The following is a 22989-nucleotide window of genomic DNA, read 5'->3' on the forward strand; positions in this document are numbered from 1 at the left end:
TGCTGCGGCATTTATCGGCCCCGACAACACGAAGGCGGGTTCGGGACGTGCCGTGAGGGGTCTCCCTGGAAACGGCGGGTACCGTCGAGTTCTCCCAGCGAACCGAGCAGTCGTCGCTGGATCTCCAGATCCAGCCTATTGATCGCGCTCACGAGCTGGCGCGTGGTCGTGCGCAGCCCTGCCGCGGACTCTTGCCCTTCATGAGGTCGCCCTACGGAATGACCCAACGCCTTGTTTCCCGATGTGATCAGCAGAATCTGATATCCTTCGAGGGGGTCCCGCCGGTGGCAGGGTGCGGCATGGGTATCCATCCGTTCACAATACTTTCATCAGCAATAGATCGGCACGCGCCGCATGCCTGGGAATTTGAGAGACACGGAGAAAAGGTAGTCGTGGACGTCGACGGTTTTCTGACTCTTGATCGCATGACGTTGATGATTGAGCCGCGACGCAAGGGCTTGGGATTGCCTATGTCCTTAAGGACGTAGCTAGACGGCATCTGGATGTGCTCAGCCTGGTGATCTTCCTTAGCGACTGGTGTCCCGCCGACGAAAGATACATGCTTTACTACCCCGGGAGTGCAAAAGGCCCGCCGACCCCGTGAGTTATCAACCATGCGATCAGCTGCTCGCAGGCCCTCGTCTTCGCGCCCCGTCGGCGCTGATCTGCGAGGTTATTGAAGCTACAGCGACGCCTTGCCGAATCTCGCCTCGAGTATATCGACGAAGCACCTTACTTTCGTACCGAGCATACGAGGGCTCGGGTAAAGGGCATGGATGCTCAGACTTTCCGTGTTGTAGTCGGGTAGGACCTGCTCGAGCGCGCCACTGGCGACGTGTTCTGCGAGAACGAAGGTGGGCCCATACACGATGCCGCCGCCATCCAGTGCTGCTGCCAGCAACATCTGCATATTATCTGCCTTCAGACGGGTCGGGCCGGACACCGTTACCGTTTTGCCCTTCCTATCAGTGAAACTCCAGTCACCTCCGGACGTCGCCTTGCTGAAGGCGAGGCGGTCGTATCGCCGCAGCTCCGCCGGATGGCTGGGTCTACCATGCTTGTTGAGGTAGGAAGGAGCGGCACAGGCTACCATTCCGCTTTCTCCAAGCCTACGGGAGATCAGGCTTGAATCGGGCAAGGTGCCTATGCGGATCGCCATGTCGAATCCTCCTTCGATCAGATCGACGTAGCGATCCTCCAGACTCATCTCGACAGACACGTTCGGATAGAGCCTCATGTATTCGGCGACTGGCTGGCCCAGATGAAGAGCGCCGAACGTGGTCGGCGCTGAAACTCTCAGCGTGCCATGTGGCTGATCCTGCTGCTGCGAGGCGCTACGATTGGCTTCATTGAGAGCGTCGAGGATGAGGCTGCTCCGCTGGTAGTAGTCCAGACCGATGTCAGTGAGGTGCAGCTTTCTTGTCGTTCGCTGCAGGAGACGCACGCCGAGCTCAGCTTCGATTGCGGCCACATGCTTGCCGGCCATCGCGGGAGTGATGCCATGTGCTCGCGCAGCGGCGGCCAAACTGCCGTTGTTAACGGCGGCGACAAAGACCGAAAGTCCGACAAAACGGTCCATCAATTCGATCCTCCGGTTATCGAGTATATGAACCAATTATCAGATTATCGTTCCAGGGGGAATGAACTACATGGATGCCATCGTGATAGACAACGAAAGAGACGAACGATGAATATCAAGGCAAACGGTATCGACATCCATTTCGAAGATCGCGGCGTAGGCGATCAGGCGCTGGTATTCCTTCACTACTGGGGAGGGACCTCCCGCACCTGGGACAGCGTGATCGAGGCCCTGAAGTCCGAGGTTCGCTCGGTCGCCTTCGATGCCCGCGGCTGGGGGAAGTCGGATCGCCCCGCTAGCGGCTATGACATTGTCACCATGGCAGACGACGTCGAGGCCACAATCGCCGCGCTGGAATTGAAGGACTACGTCCTGGTCGGCCACTCGATGGGCGGGAAGGTCGCTCAGCTTCTTGCATCCCGGCAGCCTGCCGGGCTGACCGGGCTTGTGCTCGTCGCACCGTCGCCGGCCCAGGGTAAGTCGCTGCCTGAAGACATTCGCGAAGGCATGAAAGCAGCCTACGTGGCCGCGGAGTCAACGGCATGGACGATCGACAACGTTCTAGCGGAGCTTCCGCTTTCGAGGGCACTGCGCCAACAGGTGATCGAGGATAGCGTGGGCGGTGCCATGGTCGCGAAGGAGTACTGGCCCGCAGCCGCGATCGCGGAAGACGTCAGCGCGGACCTGGAATGTATCAACGTTCCGGTTCTCGTCATCGGTGGCGAGAAAGACAAGGTCGACAGCATCGAGCTGCTTGAAACCGTCGTCGTTCCGTCTCTGCCCCGCGCGCAGCTGACCGTCATCCCTGGGGTCGGCCATCTCTCTCCCTTGGAAGCCCCCAAGGAAATCGCTTCCAGGATCGATACCTTTTTGGCCGGTCGGGCAGAGGGCGCCCCAGGTCCGGAAGACGTCGCGACCTCTTTCGATAGCGGTGAACGTCGGCAATATCGAAGGCAGTGCATCGCGCCGTTACGATAAAAGTGAGACCAGCCTGCGCGAACTGGTAACCGGGGGGTGAAGGCGCAGGAGGAAAGTTCGGCGGCCCTTAAAAGCCTGGGGGAACGGCTTACCGCGATCGACACCCCACTTTCGCAGAAGGACAGCTGAACCTATCTGCACCGGCCGTGCATGAGCGCATCAAGCGGTTGCGGCGTGACGGATTTATTCGGGCAACGGTGGCGAAGCTGGACGGTGCCAAGCTGGGGCGACCACTGCTCGCTTTCGTGCATGTCGAAACCACAAGCTGGGCCGTAACGCGCCAACCCCTCCTCCTACGAGATTTTGTGGATGTCGAAGAAATCCACACTGTCACTGGCGAGAGCGCCATGCTGCTCAAGATAAGAACGCGCGATACGCAAAGTCTCGAGGCCTGCTTGAGCGCTTTCCACCTGTCTTGAGCGAGGACCAGGCCCGATCGAGGTTTAGCGCAGTTTTGAGGTCCGGGATATACAGGAAGACGACGAGAGGTAGTCTAGCGTGGTTGCCGAACATCATCCGCTAGCAGATCATTTAAGCAGAGCCAATGATTTGTCATATATGATTATGTAGAACAACTTTAGGTCATTCGGTTTTCGGAGATGCTTCAAAAATGGCAGCGCGTGCCTTGCGGTTCTTTGCCTCGCCGAGGTGATTGGAGAGAAGGCGCGACGCTTCATATCGCTGGCCCTTATCCAGAACATCAAGAATACGGAGATGCTCTTCATTCTGGCCTCGAACCTGCTCACGGTTCAAGGTCTGACGATATTCGACCAGACGTCGAAGCTGGTTCTGGCGCTCGATCGTGCTAACGAGGAAACGGTTACCCGACATCGCGGCTAGTCCTTCGTGGAACTGGGCGTTGATCTCGAAAAGCTCGATCTGAGTGAGGGATTTCCAGCCGCCATCGCAAACCATCATCTGCTGCTGCCGTAGACGGTCCATGATCAGCCGGTCGATCTTGAAGGCGTCGCTCACAAGACCGGCTGGCTCAAGCATTTGTCGCAGTTCATAGCTTTCGCGGTAGGCATCGACCGAGTCAATGAGCTGACTGAACGACCATCCACGCCCTTCGCGGCGTTCAATCCATCCTTCAGCTGCTATCCTTGTCAGTATCCGTCGAAGTCTTGGACGCGAAATATTGTATCGGCGCATGAGATCGGGCTCGGACACCGTTTCCGGAATCTCACCGACTAGCCTGTCGTCTGCTATGGACAGATAAAGTACTTCATCGTCGCTGGAGGCATCCTGCTCTGCAGCCGGAGTGGCAGGCTCCGGCGCAACGCTTCTTAGGAAATAGCCGCGGTTGGGAACCTGTTGGACGTAGCCGTGCGATGTCAGATGCAGCAGGGCTGCACGAATAGGCCCGCGAGAGGTCCCGAGAACTTCTGACAGCGAGGCCTCTGTCAGGTGATGGCCTGGCGTGTATCCCCTCGTCCGGATATGTTTCAAGATTTTGGCGGCTAACGCCTTATGAAGCTGATTTGCCATATATCATCCCCGCTAAGCCATTTCCTCATATAACAGTCCGCCCCACCAGCGCCAGCCACTTGCCAATCTCGCCAGATTGTCGTAAATGAATATTTATGACAATTATCGCAAGGAGGCGATATTGTTGATCGAGGCGGGAAAGGTCCCGCACTCTTCGTCAGCTCAAGGGGAGGAACCCAATGAACTTTAAGAGCGCCTTCGGCGCAGCGATCTGGCTTGCGATTTTTTCCGCACCGGCATTGGCCGATCCCGCAGTAGTCATGGCGCCGGGAAGCGCCGGTGGGGGGTACGATGCGATGGCGCGCCTGCCGTTCGAGGCAATGCGCAAGGAAGGCATTTTCACCGACGGCGCACAGTTCACGAACCGCGGCGGCGCAGGTGGCGCGATCGGACTAGCCGAATTCGTCAATACGTCGAAGGGCAATGACAACGCGGTTATGTCAATGGGCGCGATCCTCATCGGCGGTATCGTCCTGAACAATTCTCCCGTTACGCTGAAGGATGTAACGCCACTGGTTCGCCTGACGAATGACACCGGGGCGATCGCGGTCCCTGCCAACTCAGACATCAAGACGATCAATGATCTTGTTGCCAAGATGAAGGAGAACCTCGGAGGCGTCGCTATCGGCGGGGGTTCTGCAGGTGGCGTCGATCATATCGCGATGGCGCTTCTGGCCAAGGCTAATGGTCTTGAAGCATCGAAGCTGAACTACATTCCCTATGCGGGCGGCGCCGAAGTGGTGACGGCTCTTGCCGGGGGCAGCACCAAGGCTGCCATATCCGGCCTCTCGGAGTTCCGCTCGCTTGCCGAAGCTGGTCGTATCCGCATCATCGCCGTCACATCCAAGGAGCGTGTCGCGGGGATTGATGCACCGAGTCTCACCGAGGCCGGCTATCCCGTCGTCATTGGCAACTGGCGCGGAATCGTGGGGGCTCCGGGAATGAGTGCCGACGCCAAGAAGATCTGGCTCGATCGGTTCGCCAAGATGCATGAGACGGAAACTTGGAAGGCGACGCTCAAAAAGCAGAACTGGGAAGACGCGTATCTCTCCGGCGATGACTTCGTGAAGTTTCTCGACAACGAAGTAGCCAACCAGACCGCGACGCTTAAAGACGTCGGCCTGACGAAATAGTCCAAGGGCCGGAGACGATGAAAATGGCCGAACGTCCTTACTGGATAGCCGCAGGCGTTATCGCCTTCGGCCTCGTCTGGTTCTACCAGGCTTCGCTCTTACCCCAATTCGCTCAGTACGCCGAACTTGGTCCGGGTTTCACCGTGACCCTTGTCGGCGGGGGGCTGATGATCTTTGGTGCGATCCTCGCATTTCAGATCTATCGCGGACAGAATTTCGATCCGCAGGATGCGGAGGACGTCGCGAATGACGTTCCTCCCTCGCGCAGCGCTCTTGCGCTGGCAACTGCTGGTGCAGGGCTCCCAATCCTGACTATGACGACGCTCGGCTTCGTCATCACCGCAACGGCAAGCTTTGTGCTTACCGCGCGCGCATTCCAATCCCACCGGTATGTGTTCAACACTGTCGTTGGGGCAGTCTTCTCCCTTGTTTGCTGGTACGGCTTCCGGCTGCTGGGCGTTCCGCTCGGCGGGCTGCTGCCGATAGCGGGGCTCTGACCATGAACTCCTTCTACTTACTTGCCCAGGGCTTCGCCGTCGCCCTTGAGCCACATAACCTTATGTGGGCATTTATCGGGACCTTCCTCGGAACTGCGATCGGGGTTCTTCCCGGTATCGGTCCGGCACTCACCATCGCACTGCTGCTGCCCGTCACTGTCAACGTCGACCCGACGGGCGCGTTCATCATGTTCGCGGGCATCTTCTATGGCGCCATGTACGGCGGCTCGACGACGTCGATCCTGCTGAACACTCCCGGCGAGAGCGGCTCGATGATGACCGCGCTCGAAGGAAACAAGATGGCGAGGAACGGGCGCGGTGCCGCCGCGCTTGCAACCGCCGCCATCGGCTCGTTCGTCGCTGGCACAATTGCCACGGTCGGGATCACGTTCCTGGCGCCTCCGATTGCCGAACTGGCATTCATCTTCAAGCCTCAGGACTACTTCGCCCTGATGGTGCTGGCATTCATGTCGGTCTCGGTCGTCATGGGCAGCTCGAAGGTGAGGGGCTTCATCGCGCTCTTCATCGGCCTGGCGCTCGGCCTCATCGGGATCGATGGCCAGACGGGCGTATCCCGGCTTGCATTCGGACTTCCTGATCTGCTCGACGGCGTCGACATGACGGTGGTCCTGGTCTCGCTCTTTGCCGTCGGCGAGGCATTGTATGTCGCGAGCCGATTTGCCTTCGCACCTCCACATCTCAACCCGATCTCGGGCGGTCTGTGGATGACACGCGAAGACTGGAAGCGGTCGTGGAAACCGTGGATTCGCGGTACGGCGCTCGGGTTCCCAATCGGTGCCTTGCCGGCCGGCGGCGCCGAGATTCCAACATTCCTGTCCTACACGATCGAGCGGAAGCTTACCCGTCATCCGGAAGACTTCGGCAATGGCGCCATCGAAGGTGTTGCTGGGCCGGAGGCCGCAAACAATGCCGCTGCGGCGGGCGTGCTCGTTCCGCTTCTGACGCTCGGGCTTCCGACGTCGGCGACGGCGGCGATCCTTCTGGCTGCATTCCAGAACTACGGCCTGCAGCCAGGTCCGCTTTTGTTTATCAACAGCGGCGAACTCGTTTGGGGACTCATCGCGTCTCTCTATGTCGGCAACATCATGCTCCTCATCCTGAACCTGCCGCTGGTAGGTCTCTGGGTGCGGCTGCTGCTGATCCCGCGTCCATACCTCTATGCAGGCATCCTCATCTTCTCGCTTGTCGGGATCTGGGGAGTGTCGAACTCGTGGCTCGATCTTGTCCTGATGTTCTCGATCGGTTGCCTCGGCTACGTCATGCGCGTCTATGACTTCCCGATTGCACCCGTGCTGATCGGACTGATTTTGGGTCCCATGGCCGAGACCCAGTTCCGCCGTGCCCTTGCTATTGGACAGGGTGACCCGCTCACCCTCGTATCCACACCCATGTCGGGTGTTATCATCGCTGTATCCATTGGCCTTCTCGCCGTCCCATACCTGCTTCGCAAGGCAGTTATCGGGAAGGATATACAGCCGGAAATCCAAGCTGCCAGCGAGCCGAGATGACCTCGGCTGGAGTTGAAGTGTGATTACTTTACTAGCTTACGGAATGATTGCGGTCTTCATGACCGCAATCATGACACGCGCCCTCTCGGCGCTCATAGCACTGATCCTGGTGCCAGCGATCTTTGCGGTCGCGGCAGGCTTCCTGCCCGGTCTGCCGGACATGATTATTGACGGCCTCAAGTCTATCGCCCCGACAGGGGTACTGCTGCTGTTCGCAATCCTCTACTTCGGATTGATGATCGACGTTGGTCTGTTCGATCCGATTGTGCGTCTCGTCGTGCGCCTCTGCCATGGAGACCCGCTCCGCGTCATTGTCGGCTCTACTCTCCTGTCGGCCATCATATCTCTCGATGGCGATGGCTCGACCACCTATCTGCTTTGCATCACCGCGATGCTGCCGCTCCACCGAAAGCTTGGAATCAACCCGCTCATTCTCCCGGCGGTCACGATGCTTCCGAACAGCATCATGAACATCGCACCGTGGGGCGGACCCACCGCACGCGTGGTGGCGGCTCTCCATCTGGATTCAGGCCAGGTATTCCTGCCCCTCATTCCTGCAATCGCCGTTGCCTTTGTAGTGACCGTCGGCATCGCCTGGTACCTCGGCCTCAAAGAACGGAAGCGCCTTGGCAAAATCGATTTCGTCTACACCGGGCCCAAGGTCTCCGAACGCAGTCTGATTGACGAAGATCGGATCCTTCCTCCGCGCGAACAGCGCGACGTCCCGGCATGGCGTCAGACGTTCAACATTATACTGACCGTAGTGCTGATGGTCCTGCTTGTCCTCAACATTGCTCCGTTGGCGATCCTGTTCATGTTCGCCTTCGCAGTCGCGATTACCGTGAACTTCCCTAAGCTGAGTGAACAGCGCGAGCGGCTGGCTGCTCATTCCGGCAGCGCTATGGCCGTCGTGTCGGTGATCTTCGCCGCGGGCGTCTTCACGGGCATTCTCAAGGGCACTGGAATGACCGAGGCCCTCGCACAGAGCATCGTCTGGCTGATCCCAGCGGCCCATGGAAACCTGCTTCCCGTCATGACGGCACTCATCAGCGGTCCGTTCACGTTCTTCCTCTCCAACGATGCGTTCTACTTCGGTGTCGTCCCCGTGCTCGCCGAGGCGGGCAGGGCCTATGGCATCGCCCCTGAGGTCATCGCCCGGGCTTCGCTGATCGGCCAGCCGCTGCACCAGCTCAGCCCGCTTGTCGCCGCCGGATACGTCCTCATCGGGCTTGCGGAGGTCGAACTGGGCGACCACCAGCGGTTCTCAATCAAATGGGCGGTCCTCCTCGCATTCCTCATGCTCCTCGCCGCGCTCCTTACGGGCGCCGTAACCCTCTTCTGAATCGCAAAGGACTCTTGGAAATGACTGAGACACAGTATTTCGAGGCTGGCGAACTTACAGACTTCGCCGCACGAATCTTCGAGCATACGGGAATGACGCGCTACGATGCCAGCGTCATTGGCCATGACCTCGTCAAAGCGAACCTGCGAGGGATCGACTCTCACGGGATTTCCCGCATCCCGATGTACGTCGAACGTCTCTCGAAAGGCCTCGTCAACCCCCGCCCTAACGTGACGGTGAAGAACGTGGCAGGTGCTGTTTCCCTTGTCGATGGCGACAACGGTATGGGTTTCATTGCATCGCACCGGGCGACTGACGAGGCAGTCGCGCTCGCCGCAAAGAACGGCATTGGCCTTGTTGGAGTTCATCACAGCACGCACTTCGGCATGGGAGCACTCTACGCGCTGCAGGCCATCGAGGCTGGCTTCATTACCATGATCTTCACCAACTCGTCGCCTGCAATCCCCATGTGGGGCGGCCGGACGACCTTTCTTGGCGCGAGCCCGATTGCCGCTGGTATTCCTGGCGGGAAATACCCCCCCTACGTGATGGACATGGCGATGACCGTTATCGCTCGCGGCAAGATCAGGCTTGCGGAAATGAAGGGAGAACCGATCCCGGAAGGTCTTGCGCTGGACGTCGACGGCAACCCAACCACGGACGCCGGGAAAGCCTTCGCAGGCGTTTGCCTGCCATTTGGCGGCGTCAAGGGTTCGGTCCTCGCAACTTTGATGGACCTGATGTCCGGCGTGCTTACCGGGGCCAACTTCGGCGGTGAAGTGAAAAGCCTATATTTTGACCACAGCGAGCCCCAGAACGTTGGTCACCTGTTCTTCGCGATCAAGCCCGATCTCTTCATGTCGCTCGAGAACTTCGACGCGCGAATGGACGAGTTCTACGAGCGCATCAAGAAGCTACCGCGCGCTGCGGGCGTTGACGAAATCATGCTTCCCGGTGAACCCGAAGAGCGGCGCGAGCAGCAGCGTCGCAAGGAAGGCGTTCCGATCACTTCCAACGTCGTTGAGGACCTTATCAAGGAGGGCGAACGTATCGGTGTGGCATTCCCGAAGGGTCGCGGTGCGCCGATCGGGGCTGCGGCATGACATCGGACAAGTTCTCTGCCCACATCGGATATCTGTTCACGGAACTCCCGGTCGCCGAGCGCATCGCGGCCGCGGCCAAGGCGGGGTTTACAGCTATCGAGCATCCACAGCCTTTCACCATCGATGCGAAGGAGATGCGCAAGCTCTTGTCCGACAACGGTCTCGTTTTTGCGCAGCTTGCTGGCGGAGCGGGTGATGCATCCAAGGGCGAGAAGGGCCTCGGCGCCCTAGCGGGACGTGAGGGAGACTTCCGCGCCGGGTTCAATCGGGCGCTCGATTATGCGGTCACAGTCGGTGCCCCCTTCGTGCACCCCATGGCAGGCGTCCCCCAAGGCGATGACGCTGCGCGCTGGATCGGCGTCTATACCGAAAACGTCCATTACGCGGTGGAGCGCACCTCTAACACTGGCGTGAAGGTCCTTATCGAGGCCATAAGTCATGCGGCTGTCCCAGGCTATGCGGTTTCGACGCTCGCCGAGGCGGCGCGCATCCAGGACGTATTCGGTACTAATAGTGTCGCGCTTCTGGTCGACACCTACCACGCTGCTGCGAACGGATTGGACGCCGCAGACTGGCTTCGTGCAAACCCGGGCCGGACTGGCCACATCCATATCGCCGATTGCCCCGGTCGCCACGAACCGGGAACCGGAAACATCAACTTCGCCAGCGTCCTTGACGTCCTGGCCGAACAGCAATTTGAGGGCGCTATCGGCTTCGAATACGTGCCGTCAACCACAACCGTCGAAAGCGCGGCATTTTTGAAAGGCTGGAAATCCCGGTCCCGACAACGCGTGATCCAATAAAAGAAGCAATGGAGAAGATGATGATCGTTTCAGTCAATCCGGCGAACGGCAAGGAACTTGCCCGATACGAACTGCACGACGACGCCTTCGTCGATAACGCACTGACGGCCGCTGCCAACGCGCAGAAAGCGTGGCGTAGGGTTCCAATCGAAGAGCGCGTCGGCCTGCTGAAGAACATGGCCAAGGCACTGCGTAGCGGGAAATCCAGTTACGCGGAGATGATCACCCGCGAGATGGGCAAGCCCATCGCGGAGTCCGAGGGCGAGATCGAGAAGTGCGCGTACAACTGCGACTTCTATGCCGAGCACGCTGCAAGGTATCTGGCAGACGAGCCTGCGCCTTCCAACGCAACGGAGAGCGTCGTCGAGTTCGATCCGCTTGGCGTGGTTCTGGCGATCATGCCTTGGAATTATCCGTTCTGGCAGTTCTTCCGCTTTGCCGCACCGGCGTTTGCAGCTGGCAATGGCGCTGTCCTCAAGCACGCCAACAACGTGCCGGAATGCGCTCTCGCGATCCAGGACATCATGAAGGAGGCTGGGTGCCCGGATGGGCTGTTCGCAACCCTCATGATCGATGCCTCGAAGGTTGCGGATATCATTGCAGATGACCGCATCGCCGCCGTCACGCTGACGGGATCGACGGAAGTCGGCGCCATAGTTGCCGCGCAGGCTGGAAAGGCCCTGAAGAAGCAGGTCCTCGAACTCGGCGGCTCCGACCCGTTCATCGTTCTCGCAGACGCCGATCTCGAAGAAGCTGCGAAGGTCGCCGTCAAGGCTCGCTACATCAACGTCGGCCAGTCATGCGTAAACGCCAAGCGCTTTATTGTCGAGGAAAGCGTCGCCGACCGCTTCGTCGAGCTCTTTCTTGAAGGCGTCGCTAAGCTAAAGATTGGGGATCCGATGGAGCGAGACACCAATATCGGACCGATGGCTCGTGAAAACCTGATGAGCGGGCTTCACAGCCAGGTTGAGCGGACGCTGGCCTCCGGCGCGGTTCTCAAGACTGGGGGCAAACCGATCGAGGGCGCTGGCTTCTACTACCCACCGACCGTTCTCGACAACGTCAAGCCGGACATGGTCGCGTTCTGTGAGGAGACTTTCGGTCCGGTCGCCGCGATCATCCGCGTGAAGGATGCCGACGAGGCCATCCGTCTGGCCAACCAGACCGAGTTCGGTCTCGGTTCCGCGCTCTGGTCGACGAACATTGAGCGAGCCCGCAAGCTCGCTCGGGATATCGACGCCGGCGCGGTCTTCATCAACGGAATGGTGGCCTCCGATCCGCGCTACCCGTTCGGCGGCATCAAGCGCTCCGGCTACGGCCGCGAGCTCGGCATATACGGCATCCGTGAATTCGTGAACATCAAGACGGTCTGGGTCGGTCCGGCCAAGTAGCCGCGCCACAAGGAACAAGGAAACGACAATGTCTGCAGCAGCAATCCTTCGTCCCAAGGAGCTCAAGACCAACGACCGCGGCGGTGGCGCGCGTACGACACCGCTCGTCACCCGCAGGTGCGGCTCCACCAGCATGATCAATGGCATCACTGCCTTCGACCCCGGCGCTTCCATCGGCCTTCACAAACACAATTGCGAAGAGAGCGTTATGGTCATCGAGGGCCAGGCAATCGCTGAGATCGACGGTGTCCCGCACCAGCTCGATACCAACGACACGACATGGATCCCGGCTAACGTGCCCCATCGGTTCATCAACCCGACGGACAAGCCAATGCGCATCTTCTGGACCTATGCATCCGTCGATGCCACGCGCACGATGATCGCCACTGGCGAAGAACGCACGATCGACGCCGAGCACATCCAGAAGCCCGAGTGAACCGGTGATTCATGAAGTTGCAGAGATCACGGTGAAATCGGGCGAGGAAGTGAACTTCGAAAATGGGACGATCGGCGAATCCAGGGACGCTTCTGCTAGGGCTGACGACGATCGCGAGCAGGTGAGCCGTAACGCCGGACGCAGCTTTCTGATGGAGGATAATCGTCCAAGGACAGGCGGACCAAGTCCGGCTCCGATTGATTATTGACAGCCACCGACATCAATAGCTCCCGAATACGGCCTTGAGCTCCGCGACGTTTTCGGCGGTAAGTATACGTGTGGGCAACCCGCGCAGAGCGACCAAGAGTTTTGCTGTCTCCTCAAGCTCTTCCGCTGCGTAGACGGCCGAGCAGATGTCCTTACCCGTCACCACCGGTCCATGGTTGGCCAGCAGGACGGCGGCATGTTTTCCACCGAGAGCGCGGATCAGATCGCCTCCCTTCTCGTCCCCTGGGCGTACGTAGTCGACAAGCTTCACCCGGCCGACGCGCATGACGACATACGGTGTCAGCGGTGGAATGCAGTCTTCCGGATCGACGTCGCTGAGGCAGGACAATGCAGTCGCGTAGGTAGAATGAAGGTGAACCACAGCCCCGACTTCAGGGCGGGTTTCGTAGAAGGCACTGTGAAGGAAGATCTCCTTGGACGGCTTGTCGCCGGAGAGATGACGGCCATCACGAGAGATCTTGCTGATTCTCGCCGGGTCTAGGAACCCGAGGCACGAATTCGTCGGTGTCATGAGGATGCCGTCTTCGACCGCCGCACTGAGGTTGCCGGCCGATCCCACCGAGAAGCCACGATCGAAGAGCGACTTCGACAGGCGGGCGATATCCTCGCGAATTCTGTTTTCCGAATCGCTCACTTTGCATTCAACCTTTCGATGGCCTTGGTGAAGAAGTCAGGTGAGCCGAAGTTGCCGGACTTAAGAGCGAGGGCGATGGGCTGGTCGCCGTGCGAAACCAGTACAGGGACACCCGGGTCGATTTCCTGCCCGATCGTCAGTGCGCCGAGATCGAGAGCCGAAACCACGGCGCCGGAAGTTTCCCCGCCAGCAACGACCAGACGCTTCACGCCGGACTGAACGAGCTTGCGTGCGACATCGGCGAAGAAGTCATCGAGCTTCGCCGCGACCTCTTCGCGACCATACTTGGCCTGCATCTGACAAACTTCGTCAGGCGTGCCGGAAGAATAGGCGAGAGGCGCCTTCCCATTGTTCAGCTTGATGAATTCGACGATGTCGTCGGATTTGGTGGCACCGCTCATGACCTTGTCGACATCGATGGCCAACGTTGGATGGTTCTCCTTGTGGAGATCGATCTGTCCACGGGTCGCTCCCGAGCAGCTTCCCGCAAGGATGGCCTCGGGTCCCGCGACGCCCACCTGGCCGCCGAAGTTTCCGGATGCGAGGCCGCGCGAGATGAAATTGTTCGGAAGGCCGATTGCGATACCCGATCCGCCCGTCACCAGCTTATGGTCGGTTATCGCCGAGCCGATCGTGATCAGGTCTTCGTCGGACGTCGCGTCGACAATGACGAACGTGTCATCGGTGGTGGCCAGCGCGTGTGAGACTGCGGTCATGCCCTTACGGACTGTGGCCAGGCCGATATGACCCACCGTTGCCTTCGTCTGCAGGGCAAGCCAGCGACGAATGTCAGGATCCGTCATTGGGGTCAGCGGATGGTTCTGCATCCCCGACTCATTCAAAAGCCGATCCTGGACGAACAGGTGGCCCATGTAGATCGTCCTTCCGGCGCCAGGAAACGCGGGGCATACAACAACACCCTTTGCACCCAATGCCACGGCAAGAGCTTCGCCAACCGGCCCGATGTTTCCGATCCGCGTCGAGTCGAATGTGGAGCAGTACTTGAAGACGATCTGTTGGCAGCCCTGGGCAAGCAGCCATTTGAGTGCGCGGAGCGAATCGCTAACAGCTTCCTCGACCGGAACGGTTCGGCTCTTCAGTGCGACAACGCCGGCTTCGATGTCCACAGCGGCGGCACCTTTCGGAACACCGAGGAACTGCGCGGTTCGAAGGCCGCCGGCCGGTGCCACGCCTTTAGAAATCGTGTTCGCTATATCGCTCGCGCCGGTGAAGTCGTCGGCGATCACTCCTAGGAGCATTTTCTTCCTCCTTGGCTGGGCAGCACTCAAGTGGCGTGCTGCAGCCGATGCCATTTCGTTATTTCGTACCGATCAAATCTCGGAGCTTAAGGACTGCCTGCTCCGGGCTACTGAAAACTGGGGTGTCAGTGGACGCCTGGACATCCGCCAGTGCTCGCGCCATTGAGAACTGCCCAAGCGTTACCGACCGGAAGCCCGACAAGGATTTCGCGGCCTCGGCGATTAGGCGATTGTGGGTGGCGACGTCTCCCTGACGCACAGCGTCGATCGCTCCGGGTACGAAGACGCTTTCAATCTGTGCGTCAGACCCGCACCGGGCAGCCTCTTCGCGGAATTCCTGCTCCATGCTCTCCTTCGCAGGCGGGAAGGTATAGAGCATCGCGCTCCGGCCGCCCTCGGCGATTGCCGCAGCGAACATCGCCTCGTTCGGCTTCATTACTGGAATGTCGAGCTTGGCCGCGGCGTATTCGATAGCTGGCCCAAAAGCCGAGCAGGTAAAGAGAACCGCGTCGCTTCCAGTCGATGCGCCGTACTTGGCGAGTGCGGCGATGCGGTCGACTAAAGTGGCGGGTATTTCCGCTGACCGGGCACGATCCGGGGTGAGGCTTTCTTCCAGGATGTTGATAGGCTCGGCCTCGGGCCATAGGATTTTGAAGGCGTGACGGATTGGGTCCATAGCTACCGGCGTAGCATGAATCAGCGCTATCCTCGGTGACTTCGACATGTCGGCTACGTTTCCTCCAACCGTTTGACGGGAGGAATCTGTTGGCTTGGGAGGTAGGTCCACAAGCCGCCAAGCAGCCGGGGCAGCACGCCTCTTCCAGCGATTCAGATCCTTCCGCGGTGCGAGGGTGGCTATCGCGCCATCCCAACACCGAAAAAATTCATGATTGACGACTTCGCATACCTCATCGTATACGGTCAAGTATAAATTGAGGAGGCGCCACAGTGAGAATTGCAGTTTTGCCTGGTGACGACATTGGTCCGGAGATCACGGAAGCCGCGCTTACCGTGTTGAACGCAGCGGACGAGACCTTCGGCCTCGGGCTGGATTTCGACGTTCATGAAGTCGGGATGGCTTCGCACCGTAAGACCGGTACGACACTTCCCGACAGCGCCGTTCAAGCGACGTTCGACGCCGACGGCGTCCTTCTCGGACCGGGCGGTATGACCGCTTATCCGCCGCGCTCCGAGGGCGGCATCAACATCCCCGGTACCATCCGAAAGCAGCTGGACCTTTACGCGAACCTTCGTCCGGCTCGCGCTAGAAATGGTCTTGAGCGTGCTCGTCAGGGTCTCGACTGCATCCTGGCCCGCGAAAACACAGAAGGCTTCTACGCAGACCGCAACATGTTCCTGGGCAGCGGCGAGTTCATGCCGACACCGGACACCGCATTGGCCGTGCGTAAGATTACCCGTCAGGCTTCGCGCCGCATCGCCGAAAAGGCTTTCGCGCTCGCTCAGACGCGCCGTAAGCATGTGACTGTCGTTGGCAAGCGCCACGTCTTGCAGGTCTCCGATGGGCTCTTCGTCGAAGAAGCAAAAGCCGTCGCCCGCAACTATCCGGACGTGACTTTTCGCGAAGTCGATATCGATGCCATGGTCGCCGACATTTACACCAATCCCGATCGCTTCGACGTGATCCTGATCACGAACATGTTTGGCGACATCCTGTCGAACCTAGCCGTCGCACTTTCCGGCGGCCTTGGTCTGGCTGCGGCCTTGAACGTTGGCGACACCCGCGCCGCCGCGAATGCCGGCCACGGCTCCGCGCCGGATATCGCCGGCAAGTGCATCGCCAATCCGAGCGGCATCATTCTGTCCACGGCAATGCTGCTGGACTGGTGGGGCGCCAAGCAGGGTGGTGAAAAATTCAACGTTGCGTCTAAGGCAATCGAGCAGTCGCTCGACGTGCTGCTGACCTCCGGCCGACGCACTGGCGACCTCGGCGGTAAGCTTAGCACCCAGGAATTCGCCAAGGCGATCGCGGAAAACCTTCGCGAGCCAGTCAAGGCAGCAAGTTGACTTGAGGACGGCAGCAGGCCGAGGACCGGCTGCCGTCGCTTCCAGACATAGGTTCAACAGCATCACGGGAGGATACCAGATGCAAACCTTGAAAGTGGCCGCATGTGCGGCACTATTCCAGTCCGTAATCGTCGTCGCATTCCCTGCGGGTGCCCAGCAGGCGCCTGAAGGCTACCCCGCCGACTACGCGGGCATCGTCGCCGCCGGTATCAAAGAAGGTTCGGTGAATGTCTATTCGCCGACCGACTCCGAGCAGGCGGACGGGTTGATTTCCGGCTTTGAAAAGTCTTATCCCGGTATCAAGGTGAAGTGGAACGATGTCGCCAGCGGCGCGGTCTACAATCGTGTCGTCAGCGAAGCCGCCGCCGGACAGGTCGGTTCAGATGTAGTCTGGTCGAATGGCCTGGACCTCCAGCTGCAGCTCGTCGAAGAGGGGCACGCGGAAACCTACAAGTCAGTTGAAGCCGCCAACATTCCCGCCTGGGCCCAGTACAAGGATGCGGCCTATTCGACGACCGTCGAGCCGATCGTTTTCATGTACAACAACAAGGTCTTCACGGATTCAGTTCCGAAGGACCATAAGGAGCTGGCGGACCTTCTCGCGAAGAAGGGTACCGAGCTTCAGGGCAAGGTCACGACCTTCGATCCTGAGAAGTCCGCCTCCGCCTACACCGTTATGGAAAACGATGTCGTCCACGACAGCGGCTTCTGGACGTTGATCGACGCGTTCGGTAAGGCGAACGGCAAGGTCTACTCGAGCTCGGGTCAGCTCCGCGAGAAGATCCTGTCCGGCGAGCATCCCTTCGGCTTCAACGTCAACGGTGCTTATGCAAAGGGCTGGGCCAAGTCCAACCCGACGCTGACCGTGGTGTATCCGGGCGATTACACGATCGCGGCGTCGCGCACGGCGTTTATCAGCAAGGACGCTCCGAACCCGAACGCTGCGAAGCTCTTCCTCGACTACATGCTGTCCAAGGCTGGACAGACGGCCGTTGCCGAGGCTGGTCTCCCGTCGGTGCGCAGCGATGTCACCGCCGATAACTGGGACACAGTGAACAAGGAAGCCGGCGGCAAGCTCGTGCCCATCAAGCTCGATATAGCACTTCTCGAGGGTCTCCAGGCAACGAAGCGCGGCCGGTTCTTCAAGGACTGGAAGAAGGCCCTGAATCAGTAAAAATCCAAGGATCCCTTAGTCATGGCTAGGACCACTGCCGACGCTAGGGGATTCCGTTTCACCGCCTTGGCGGCGCTCGGAATCCTCGTACTGTCACCCGTTCTTCTGATCCTATATCAGAGCTTCCTCACCGGACCCTTCTTTTCGGCACTGAGCACGCTGGGTCTAGACGCATACGTTTACATCTTCACTGACCCTGACTTCTACCGTGCGCTCGGTACCACGGTAGTGTTCGCGCTGGGCACCATCGTTGTCTGCGGCCACTGGGCGCCGTTCTCGCATTTCTTCTGACGCGTACAGATCTCGTCGGCCGACGCTGGCTCGAAGGCGTGGTGCTGGTTCCGATGTTCCTGTCGGCAATCGTGCTCGGGTTCGGCTATACGGTCGCTGTCGGTCCGACTGGCGTCGTGACGCTGGCTTTCGAGCGCCTCTTCGGCTTCGTTCCGTGGAACATATACGGTCTCTGGAGCCTGATGTTCATCTCCGGGCTCATGCACGTCCCACACGTCTACCTATATTCCTCAGCTGCCATGCGCAATTTGCCCGGCGATCTGGAGGAGGCAGCCCGGACCTCCGGTGCCGGGATCTGGACAGTCGCGCGGCACGTCACTTGGCCGTTGATCATGCCCGCGCTGATCTTCAGCATCGGTCTCAATGTGATGCTGGCGTTCGAGGCCTTCGGTCTACCGCTCCTCCTCGGTGATCCCGCAGGCGTTCTCGTGCTCACCACTTATATCTACAAGCTGACGACGATACTTGGTGTCCCGTCCTATCAGTTGATGGCCGTCGTCGCGGTCGTCCTGCTGGCAATCATCTTCCCGCTGGTCTTCATCCAGAGAAAGCTGCTCAGCCGGGCCCGCCGTTTCGCGACCATCGGAGGGAAGGGCGCTCGCGTCACCCGGATCCGTCTCGGAAAGAGCGGGCAGATCGCCGCCTGGATCGGCATTGGCATCTGGCTTGTGATCTCGATTTTCCTGCCAATCGGCGGCATTGCAATCCGCGCGTTCGTCGACGCGTGGGGCGCTGGTGTCAATCTCTTCGACCACCTTACGCTGAACAACTTCCAGCAACTCTTCAGCATTGCGGCGCTTCAGCGCGGCATCATAAATACCCTTCTGCTTTCGGTAGCTGGTGGCGCTCTCGCGGTGGGAGCCTACCTCCTCATCGCTCTCGCCGGGCATCGCTGGAGCGGCCCGGGTCACACGGCGCTCGATTATATGATCCTCATGCCGCGCGCGTTGCCTGGCCTCATTATCGGACTGGCGTTCTTCTGGATCTTTCTATTCGTGCCGTTCCTGAAGCCGCTCCGGCTGACACTGTTCAGCCTCTTGGTTGCCTACATTATCGTTGGCCTCTCGTATGGACTGCGGCTGATCCAGGCCACGTTACTTCAGGTCGCGCCAGAGCTGGAGGAGAGCGGACGATCCGCAGGGGCAACGATCAAGCAGACCTGGGCGCGCATCGTCGTGCCGATCATTCGGCCCGGTCTGCTCGGTGCCTGGATCATGATTATGATCATCTTTCTTCGCGAGTACGCCACTGGCGTCTACCTGATGACCAACGGCACTGAAGTGGTCGGATCCCTCATCGTCTCGCTTATGGCAAGCGGGTCACTTGACACTATCGCCGCACTGGCCCTGATCAGCGTCGTCATGACGACTGGCGGTCTGATGCTGGCAAACCGACTGGGAGGTCGTATCCATGAATGACCTGATCGTTCAAGACATCCACATGCATCTCGGAGCGCTGCACGTCCTGCAGGGAACGTCTTTCACGGCGAGTAAGGGGCAGGTCGTCGCGTTGCTCGGCGCGTCGGGCAGCGGCAAGACCACCCTGCTGCGGACCATTGCCGGCTTGGAAATCCCCAGCAAGGGCAAGATCGAGATCTCGGGGTCTTCCGTGTTCGACTCCTCGAAAGACCTGCTGCTTCCACCCGAGCAACGGAACATCGGCCTTGTTTTTCAATCGTATGCACTATGGCCACATAAGACCGTTGCGGAGAACGTGGCTTTCGGCCTCTCGATCCGCGGCACGGACAAGTCCGAGATCGGCAAGCGCGTTAAGGAAATGCTGGAGAAACTCGGACTCGACCACCTGGGCGACCGCTATCCTTTCCAGTTATCCGGTGGTCAGCAACAGCGTGTCGCCATCTGCAGGGCGCTCGTCTACCAGCCCAAAGTCATCCTCATGGACGAGCCGCTTTCCAATCTCGACGCCAAGCTCCGCGAGGAAGCCCGCTACTGGATTCGGAAGCTCATCCTCGAACTGGAACTGTGCGCGGTGATGGTTACGCACGATCAGGACGAAGCGCTGGCCATGGCCGACAACGTACTTCTGCTGAAGGGCGGCTCGATCGTCCAAAGCGGATCGCCACTGGAAATCTACAGCAATCCGAAGAATCGCTACACGGCGGAGTTCTTGGGCAACAACAACACGCTCGATGGAAACCTCAGCATCGAAGCGGGAAAGCCGACGGTTTCGGGTCGGACATGGTCGATCTCCGGCGTGATGCCCGAAGGGGTGTCGAACGCCAATGGCAAGGCAGCGTCGGCGATCGTCCGCGTGGAGAAGATGGCGATCCATGACCAGCCTGGTCCCAATCGGATCGCGGTCAATCTCGACGCGAGCATCTACCTCGGAAACCACTGGGAATACCGTCTCAGTGCGCCTGGCGTGACGCTGAAGGCCCAGGGCAGCGTTCGTCGCGAGCCGGGAAGCGTGTGGTGCGAACTTCCTGCTGACGATGTCTGGATCTTTCCAAGGGCATCATAGGCCTTCGCCGGGGCTTTGGGGTGAGGGGAGTCCGCCGTGATAATCATGGCGGCCTCCCAATCGATATGGCGGGTGATGCCGCACTGCGCTTGCTGCATCGCGGGGTATACGATAGCGTATAACCGATTAGTTTCCTTGGAAAAGATCATGACCGCTGAGAACCAGACCAATTACGAAGTAGCTTACACATCGCTAAAGCGCGACATCCTAGCGGGAAGTTATCGGCCGGGAGTGTCAATCTCGATCGGCGACGTCGAGAAACGCCTTGGAATGAGCCGCACTCCGATCAGGGTGGCGCTTCAGCGCTTGTCCGAAGAGAAGCTCCTTGAAGTCTTGCCTCGGCAAGGCTTCCGGGTTCCGTTGATCTCGCGCAAGGAGCTGGCGGACGTCCAAGAGGTGCTCGCCGGCCTCGAGCTGCTCGCGATCGACTGTATTCACGAGCGTTGTTCCAAGGAAGACTTACAGCCGCTCGTGGATGCCGTCAAAAAGATGCAGACGGCCAACGAAGCTGAGGACCTGAGGCTTTGGTCTGAAGCCGACGCTGAATTTCACGAGGTGCTGCTCGAACTCAGCGGCAACGACGTACTCTTCAAGTGCGCCAACCAGTTTCTGGAGCAAATGTGGCGCGTCCGGACGCTGACTCGGATGCTGCGACCGACTCCCGTGAAGTCGACGGAAGCTCATGCGGCACTTGTCGATGCATTGCTTGCAAAGGACCTTCCTCTTGCGCGTTCTATCCATAGCCAGCAGAGACGGCGAAGTGCAGGAGAAATTGACGAAATTATTGAGCGCCTTGAGACGAATCTCATTTAACCGGGGTACAACGTTATCCGGATAACGCCTAAAAGCGGAGTTATGATTACTAGCTCCACATCACGGGGATGGTCCGCTGTAGTAATAACCGATACTTCCCAAGACGCTGTCCCTATTAGGGGTCGGAACAAGGCAACATGTCGACTATTGAGCTGGGCTAATCCGACCTCGGCCCAAATTACGCGGCTGTCAGATAATTTTCGTCCGATCGGCCCTGTGTTTAATTAAGGGGCTGCCCAGCCATCGATCGAAGCGATCGGTCAGAGCCGCTATTTGCAGGTCTATCCGCCCCTAAGCGCTTCACTTGAAATCGGGAAAGACTACCCGCTTGTCGTCAGGCGTTCTCCGCCCATGCTCGATAGGCCTCGTATTTCACAGCACCGGACGCGGTTCGAAGGTCAAGGACCCTATCTTGCGAGGGAAAGCAGAAGGAACACAGAATGACACATCGATCGACGGTACTGGTGCTTGGCGCCGCGCGGTTTGGGATTCGCACTCGCCAAAGAATGGCTTGAGCGTGGTTGGCGCGTGATCGCCACCGTGCGAACGCCCTCCGGCGAGCTCGCAAATGACACGTCGAAGGTTCGTATTGGCTCAAGAGCTAAACCTATCGCGCAGTTAAAACGGCGATGAAATCTCAATAAAAGCCTCATTGACTCTAATATGTATCTGCTTTAAACAAATACAAATGCGCGATGGGAGTTCGCGCTGTGGCCGGCGTCGGGAGATCGCGCGCCCGCTCTATCAACGGGAGGAACGGAATGCTGAAGTTTCCACATATGTTCGCAGGCGTCGCGACCGCTGTCGCCTTGATGACGACTGCCGCCGCCGCTCAAGACACGGTTGGTGTAAGCTGGCGTTACTTTCAAGACGAACGCTGGAAGATTGACGAAGCGGCAATGAAGTCCGTGCTCGAAAAGGCCGGCGTCTCCTATGTCGGCATCGATGCGCAGGGCGACCCGCAGAAACAAGCAGGAGACATCGAAAGTCTGATTGCACGTGGGGTCAAGGTGCTTGTCGTCGTAGCTCAGGATGCCAAGGCCATCATTCCTGTTATCGACGAGGCCAAGCGCAGCAACATCGCCGTCATTGCCTACGATGCTCCGATCGACACCGGCGACGTCCTCTATACAAGCTTCGACAACGTGGCTGTCGGCCGTGTCATGGGCGAGGCTCTCCTGAAAGCTGTGCCCAAGGGCAACTACGTTGCGATGGACGGAGACCCTGCCCAGACGATCCAGCAGGTTTTCAAGAGCGGTCAGATGCAGGCGATCCAGCCCGCAATCGACAGAGGCGATATCAAAATCGTTGCCCAGCAGAACGTTGAGCAGTGGAAGCCGGACGTTGCGCAGTCGCTCATGGAACAGGTCCTGACAGCGACGAACAACAAGGTCGATGCAGTGCTTGCGATGAACGACAGCATCGCTAACGGCGTGGCAGCGGCACTCGCCAGCCAGGATCTCCTGGGCAAGGTTGCAATCTCCGGGCAGGACGGCGACAAGAACGTCCTCAACCGCATCGCCAAGGGCGAGCAGACGATGACCGTCTGGAAGGACGCGGACGCACTTGGAACGGTCGCGGCGAAAGCTGCCGTCGAAATCATCAAGGGCACAAAAATTGATGCGGTGACGGGCGTAAAGCCTGGCAAGACAACAACCGGCGCTTCACAGCCCGCAATAATTCTCGATCCCATAGCCATTACGCGTGACAACCTCGACCTCGTGGTCAAAGCCGGCTGGATCTCGAAGGACGTGCTTTGCAAAGGCGTGACGAAGAACCCGCCAAAAACCTGCGAATAAACAGTT

The 22989-nt window shown here is 59.2% G+C and carries 22 protein-coding genes; 17 read left to right on the plus strand and 5 right to left on the minus strand.

The features are described 5' to 3' along the window. Positions 1–682 precede the first annotated feature (682 nt). The gene (locus tag JNB85_RS08005) at positions 683–1579 is read right to left on the minus strand and encodes a LysR family transcriptional regulator (protein WP_220333815.1); all 897 of its coding nucleotides are present in this window, start codon (positions 1577–1579) and stop codon (positions 683–685) included. A 108-nt stretch (positions 1580–1687) separates the two neighbouring features. Here JNB85_RS08005 and JNB85_RS08010 point away from each other — a divergent pair, with 108 nt between their 5' ends. Further along, a complete protein-coding gene (locus tag JNB85_RS08010) occupies positions 1688–2557 on the plus strand; it encodes an alpha/beta fold hydrolase (RefSeq protein ID WP_220333816.1) in 870 nt (289 codons plus the stop codon). A 125-nt stretch (positions 2558–2682) separates the two neighbouring features. Further along, the gene (locus JNB85_RS31225; protein WP_223216475.1) at positions 2683–2976 is read left to right on the plus strand and encodes an Lrp/AsnC family transcriptional regulator; all 294 of its coding nucleotides are present in this window, start codon (positions 2683–2685) and stop codon (positions 2974–2976) included. Between the two features lie 163 nt (positions 2977–3139). On the opposite strand, the gene JNB85_RS08020 is transcribed toward JNB85_RS31225, so the two are convergent. Next, complete coding sequence (locus tag JNB85_RS08020; RefSeq protein WP_220333818.1) at positions 3140–4045, minus strand: GntR family transcriptional regulator; 906 nt, start codon at positions 4043–4045, stop codon at positions 3140–3142. A gap of 179 nt (positions 4046–4224) precedes the next feature. Here JNB85_RS08020 and JNB85_RS08025 point away from each other — a divergent pair, with 179 nt between their 5' ends. Genes JNB85_RS08025 through JNB85_RS08060 form a run of 8 tightly spaced genes read left to right on the plus strand, consistent with a single transcriptional unit; the run spans position 4225 to position 12279 of the window. Next, positions 4225–5178: a Bug family tripartite tricarboxylate transporter substrate binding protein gene (locus JNB85_RS08025; RefSeq protein ID WP_220333819.1), complete on the plus strand. Its 954-nt coding sequence runs from the start codon at positions 4225–4227 to the stop codon at positions 5176–5178. A gap of 23 nt (positions 5179–5201) precedes the next feature. Then, positions 5202–5675: a tripartite tricarboxylate transporter TctB family protein gene (locus JNB85_RS08030; RefSeq protein WP_220333820.1), complete on the plus strand. Its 474-nt coding sequence runs from the start codon at positions 5202–5204 to the stop codon at positions 5673–5675. Positions 5676–5677: 2 nt separating this feature from the next. After that, positions 5678–7204: a tripartite tricarboxylate transporter permease gene (locus tag JNB85_RS08035; RefSeq protein ID WP_220333821.1), complete on the plus strand. Its 1527-nt coding sequence runs from the start codon at positions 5678–5680 to the stop codon at positions 7202–7204. Between the two features lie 19 nt (positions 7205–7223). Beyond that, positions 7224–8546, plus strand: a complete 1323-nt coding sequence (locus tag JNB85_RS08040; protein WP_220333822.1) for a CitMHS family transporter — start codon at positions 7224–7226, stop codon at positions 8544–8546. Between the two features lie 20 nt (positions 8547–8566). Further along, positions 8567–9649: an Ldh family oxidoreductase gene (locus tag JNB85_RS08045; protein WP_220333823.1), complete on the plus strand. Its 1083-nt coding sequence runs from the start codon at positions 8567–8569 to the stop codon at positions 9647–9649. Then, on the plus strand, positions 9646–10452 hold the full coding sequence (locus JNB85_RS08050) for a hydroxypyruvate isomerase family protein (protein ID WP_220333824.1): 807 nt from the start codon (positions 9646–9648) through the stop codon (positions 10450–10452). The genes JNB85_RS08045 and JNB85_RS08050 overlap by 4 nt, the downstream gene beginning before the upstream one ends. A gap of 20 nt (positions 10453–10472) precedes the next feature. After that, positions 10473–11843, plus strand: coding sequence for an NAD-dependent succinate-semialdehyde dehydrogenase (locus JNB85_RS08055; protein WP_220333825.1), 1371 nt, complete (start codon positions 10473–10475; stop codon positions 11841–11843). Between the two features lie 28 nt (positions 11844–11871). Then, entirely contained in the window at positions 11872–12279 is a 408-nt protein-coding gene (locus tag JNB85_RS08060) for a cupin domain-containing protein (RefSeq protein ID WP_220333826.1), read from the plus strand. Positions 12280–12499: 220 nt separating this feature from the next. Here JNB85_RS08060 and otnC read toward each other — a convergent pair whose 3' ends face one another. From otnC to JNB85_RS08075, 3 genes are read right to left on the minus strand one after another with little or no spacing between them, the layout of a single operon-like run. Beyond that, complete coding sequence (gene otnC / locus JNB85_RS08065; RefSeq protein ID WP_220333827.1) at positions 12500–13141, minus strand: 3-oxo-tetronate 4-phosphate decarboxylase; 642 nt, start codon at positions 13139–13141, stop codon at positions 12500–12502. After that, positions 13138–14400, minus strand: a complete 1263-nt coding sequence (otnK, locus tag JNB85_RS08070) for a 3-oxo-tetronate kinase (protein WP_220333828.1) — start codon at positions 14398–14400, stop codon at positions 13138–13140. The genes otnC and otnK overlap by 4 nt, the downstream gene beginning before the upstream one ends. A gap of 58 nt (positions 14401–14458) precedes the next feature. Beyond that, positions 14459–15124, minus strand: coding sequence for an aspartate/glutamate racemase family protein (locus tag JNB85_RS08075; RefSeq protein ID WP_220333829.1), 666 nt, complete (start codon positions 15122–15124; stop codon positions 14459–14461). Positions 15125–15348: 224 nt separating this feature from the next. On the opposite strand from JNB85_RS08075, the gene JNB85_RS08080 reads away from it, so the two are divergent. The 7 genes from JNB85_RS08080 to JNB85_RS08105 all read left to right on the plus strand — a co-directional run bounded on the left by JNB85_RS08080 (position 15349) and on the right by JNB85_RS08105 (position 22983). After that, a complete protein-coding gene (locus JNB85_RS08080; RefSeq protein WP_220333830.1) occupies positions 15349–16425 on the plus strand; it encodes an isocitrate/isopropylmalate dehydrogenase family protein in 1077 nt (358 codons plus the stop codon). 79 nt (positions 16426–16504) lie between these two features. Continuing rightward, the gene (locus tag JNB85_RS08085; protein WP_220333831.1) at positions 16505–17599 is read left to right on the plus strand and encodes an ABC transporter substrate-binding protein; all 1095 of its coding nucleotides are present in this window, start codon (positions 16505–16507) and stop codon (positions 17597–17599) included. 21 nt (positions 17600–17620) lie between these two features. Continuing rightward, the gene (locus JNB85_RS30610) at positions 17621–17890 is read left to right on the plus strand and encodes a hypothetical protein (protein ID WP_223216453.1); all 270 of its coding nucleotides are present in this window, start codon (positions 17621–17623) and stop codon (positions 17888–17890) included. After that, positions 17887–19308, plus strand: a complete 1422-nt coding sequence (locus JNB85_RS08090) for an ABC transporter permease (RefSeq protein WP_262928178.1) — start codon at positions 17887–17889, stop codon at positions 19306–19308. Before JNB85_RS30610 ends, JNB85_RS08090 begins: the two co-directional genes overlap by 4 nt. After that, positions 19301–20371 (plus strand): ABC transporter ATP-binding protein, encoded by a 1071-nt coding sequence (locus tag JNB85_RS08095; RefSeq protein WP_220333832.1) that lies wholly within the window; start codon positions 19301–19303, stop codon positions 20369–20371. Before JNB85_RS08090 ends, JNB85_RS08095 begins: the two co-directional genes overlap by 8 nt. 147 nt (positions 20372–20518) lie before the next feature. After that, complete coding sequence (locus JNB85_RS08100) at positions 20519–21184, plus strand: GntR family transcriptional regulator (protein WP_220333833.1); 666 nt, start codon at positions 20519–20521, stop codon at positions 21182–21184. 761 nt (positions 21185–21945) lie between these two features. After that, positions 21946–22983 (plus strand): substrate-binding domain-containing protein, encoded by a 1038-nt coding sequence (locus JNB85_RS08105; RefSeq protein WP_223216454.1) that lies wholly within the window; start codon positions 21946–21948, stop codon positions 22981–22983. Positions 22984–22989 lie beyond the last annotated feature (6 nt).

The organism is Rhizobium mesosinicum (assembly GCF_019511345.1).
GTDB lineage: Bacteria > Pseudomonadota > Alphaproteobacteria > Rhizobiales > Rhizobiaceae > Rhizobium > Rhizobium mesosinicum.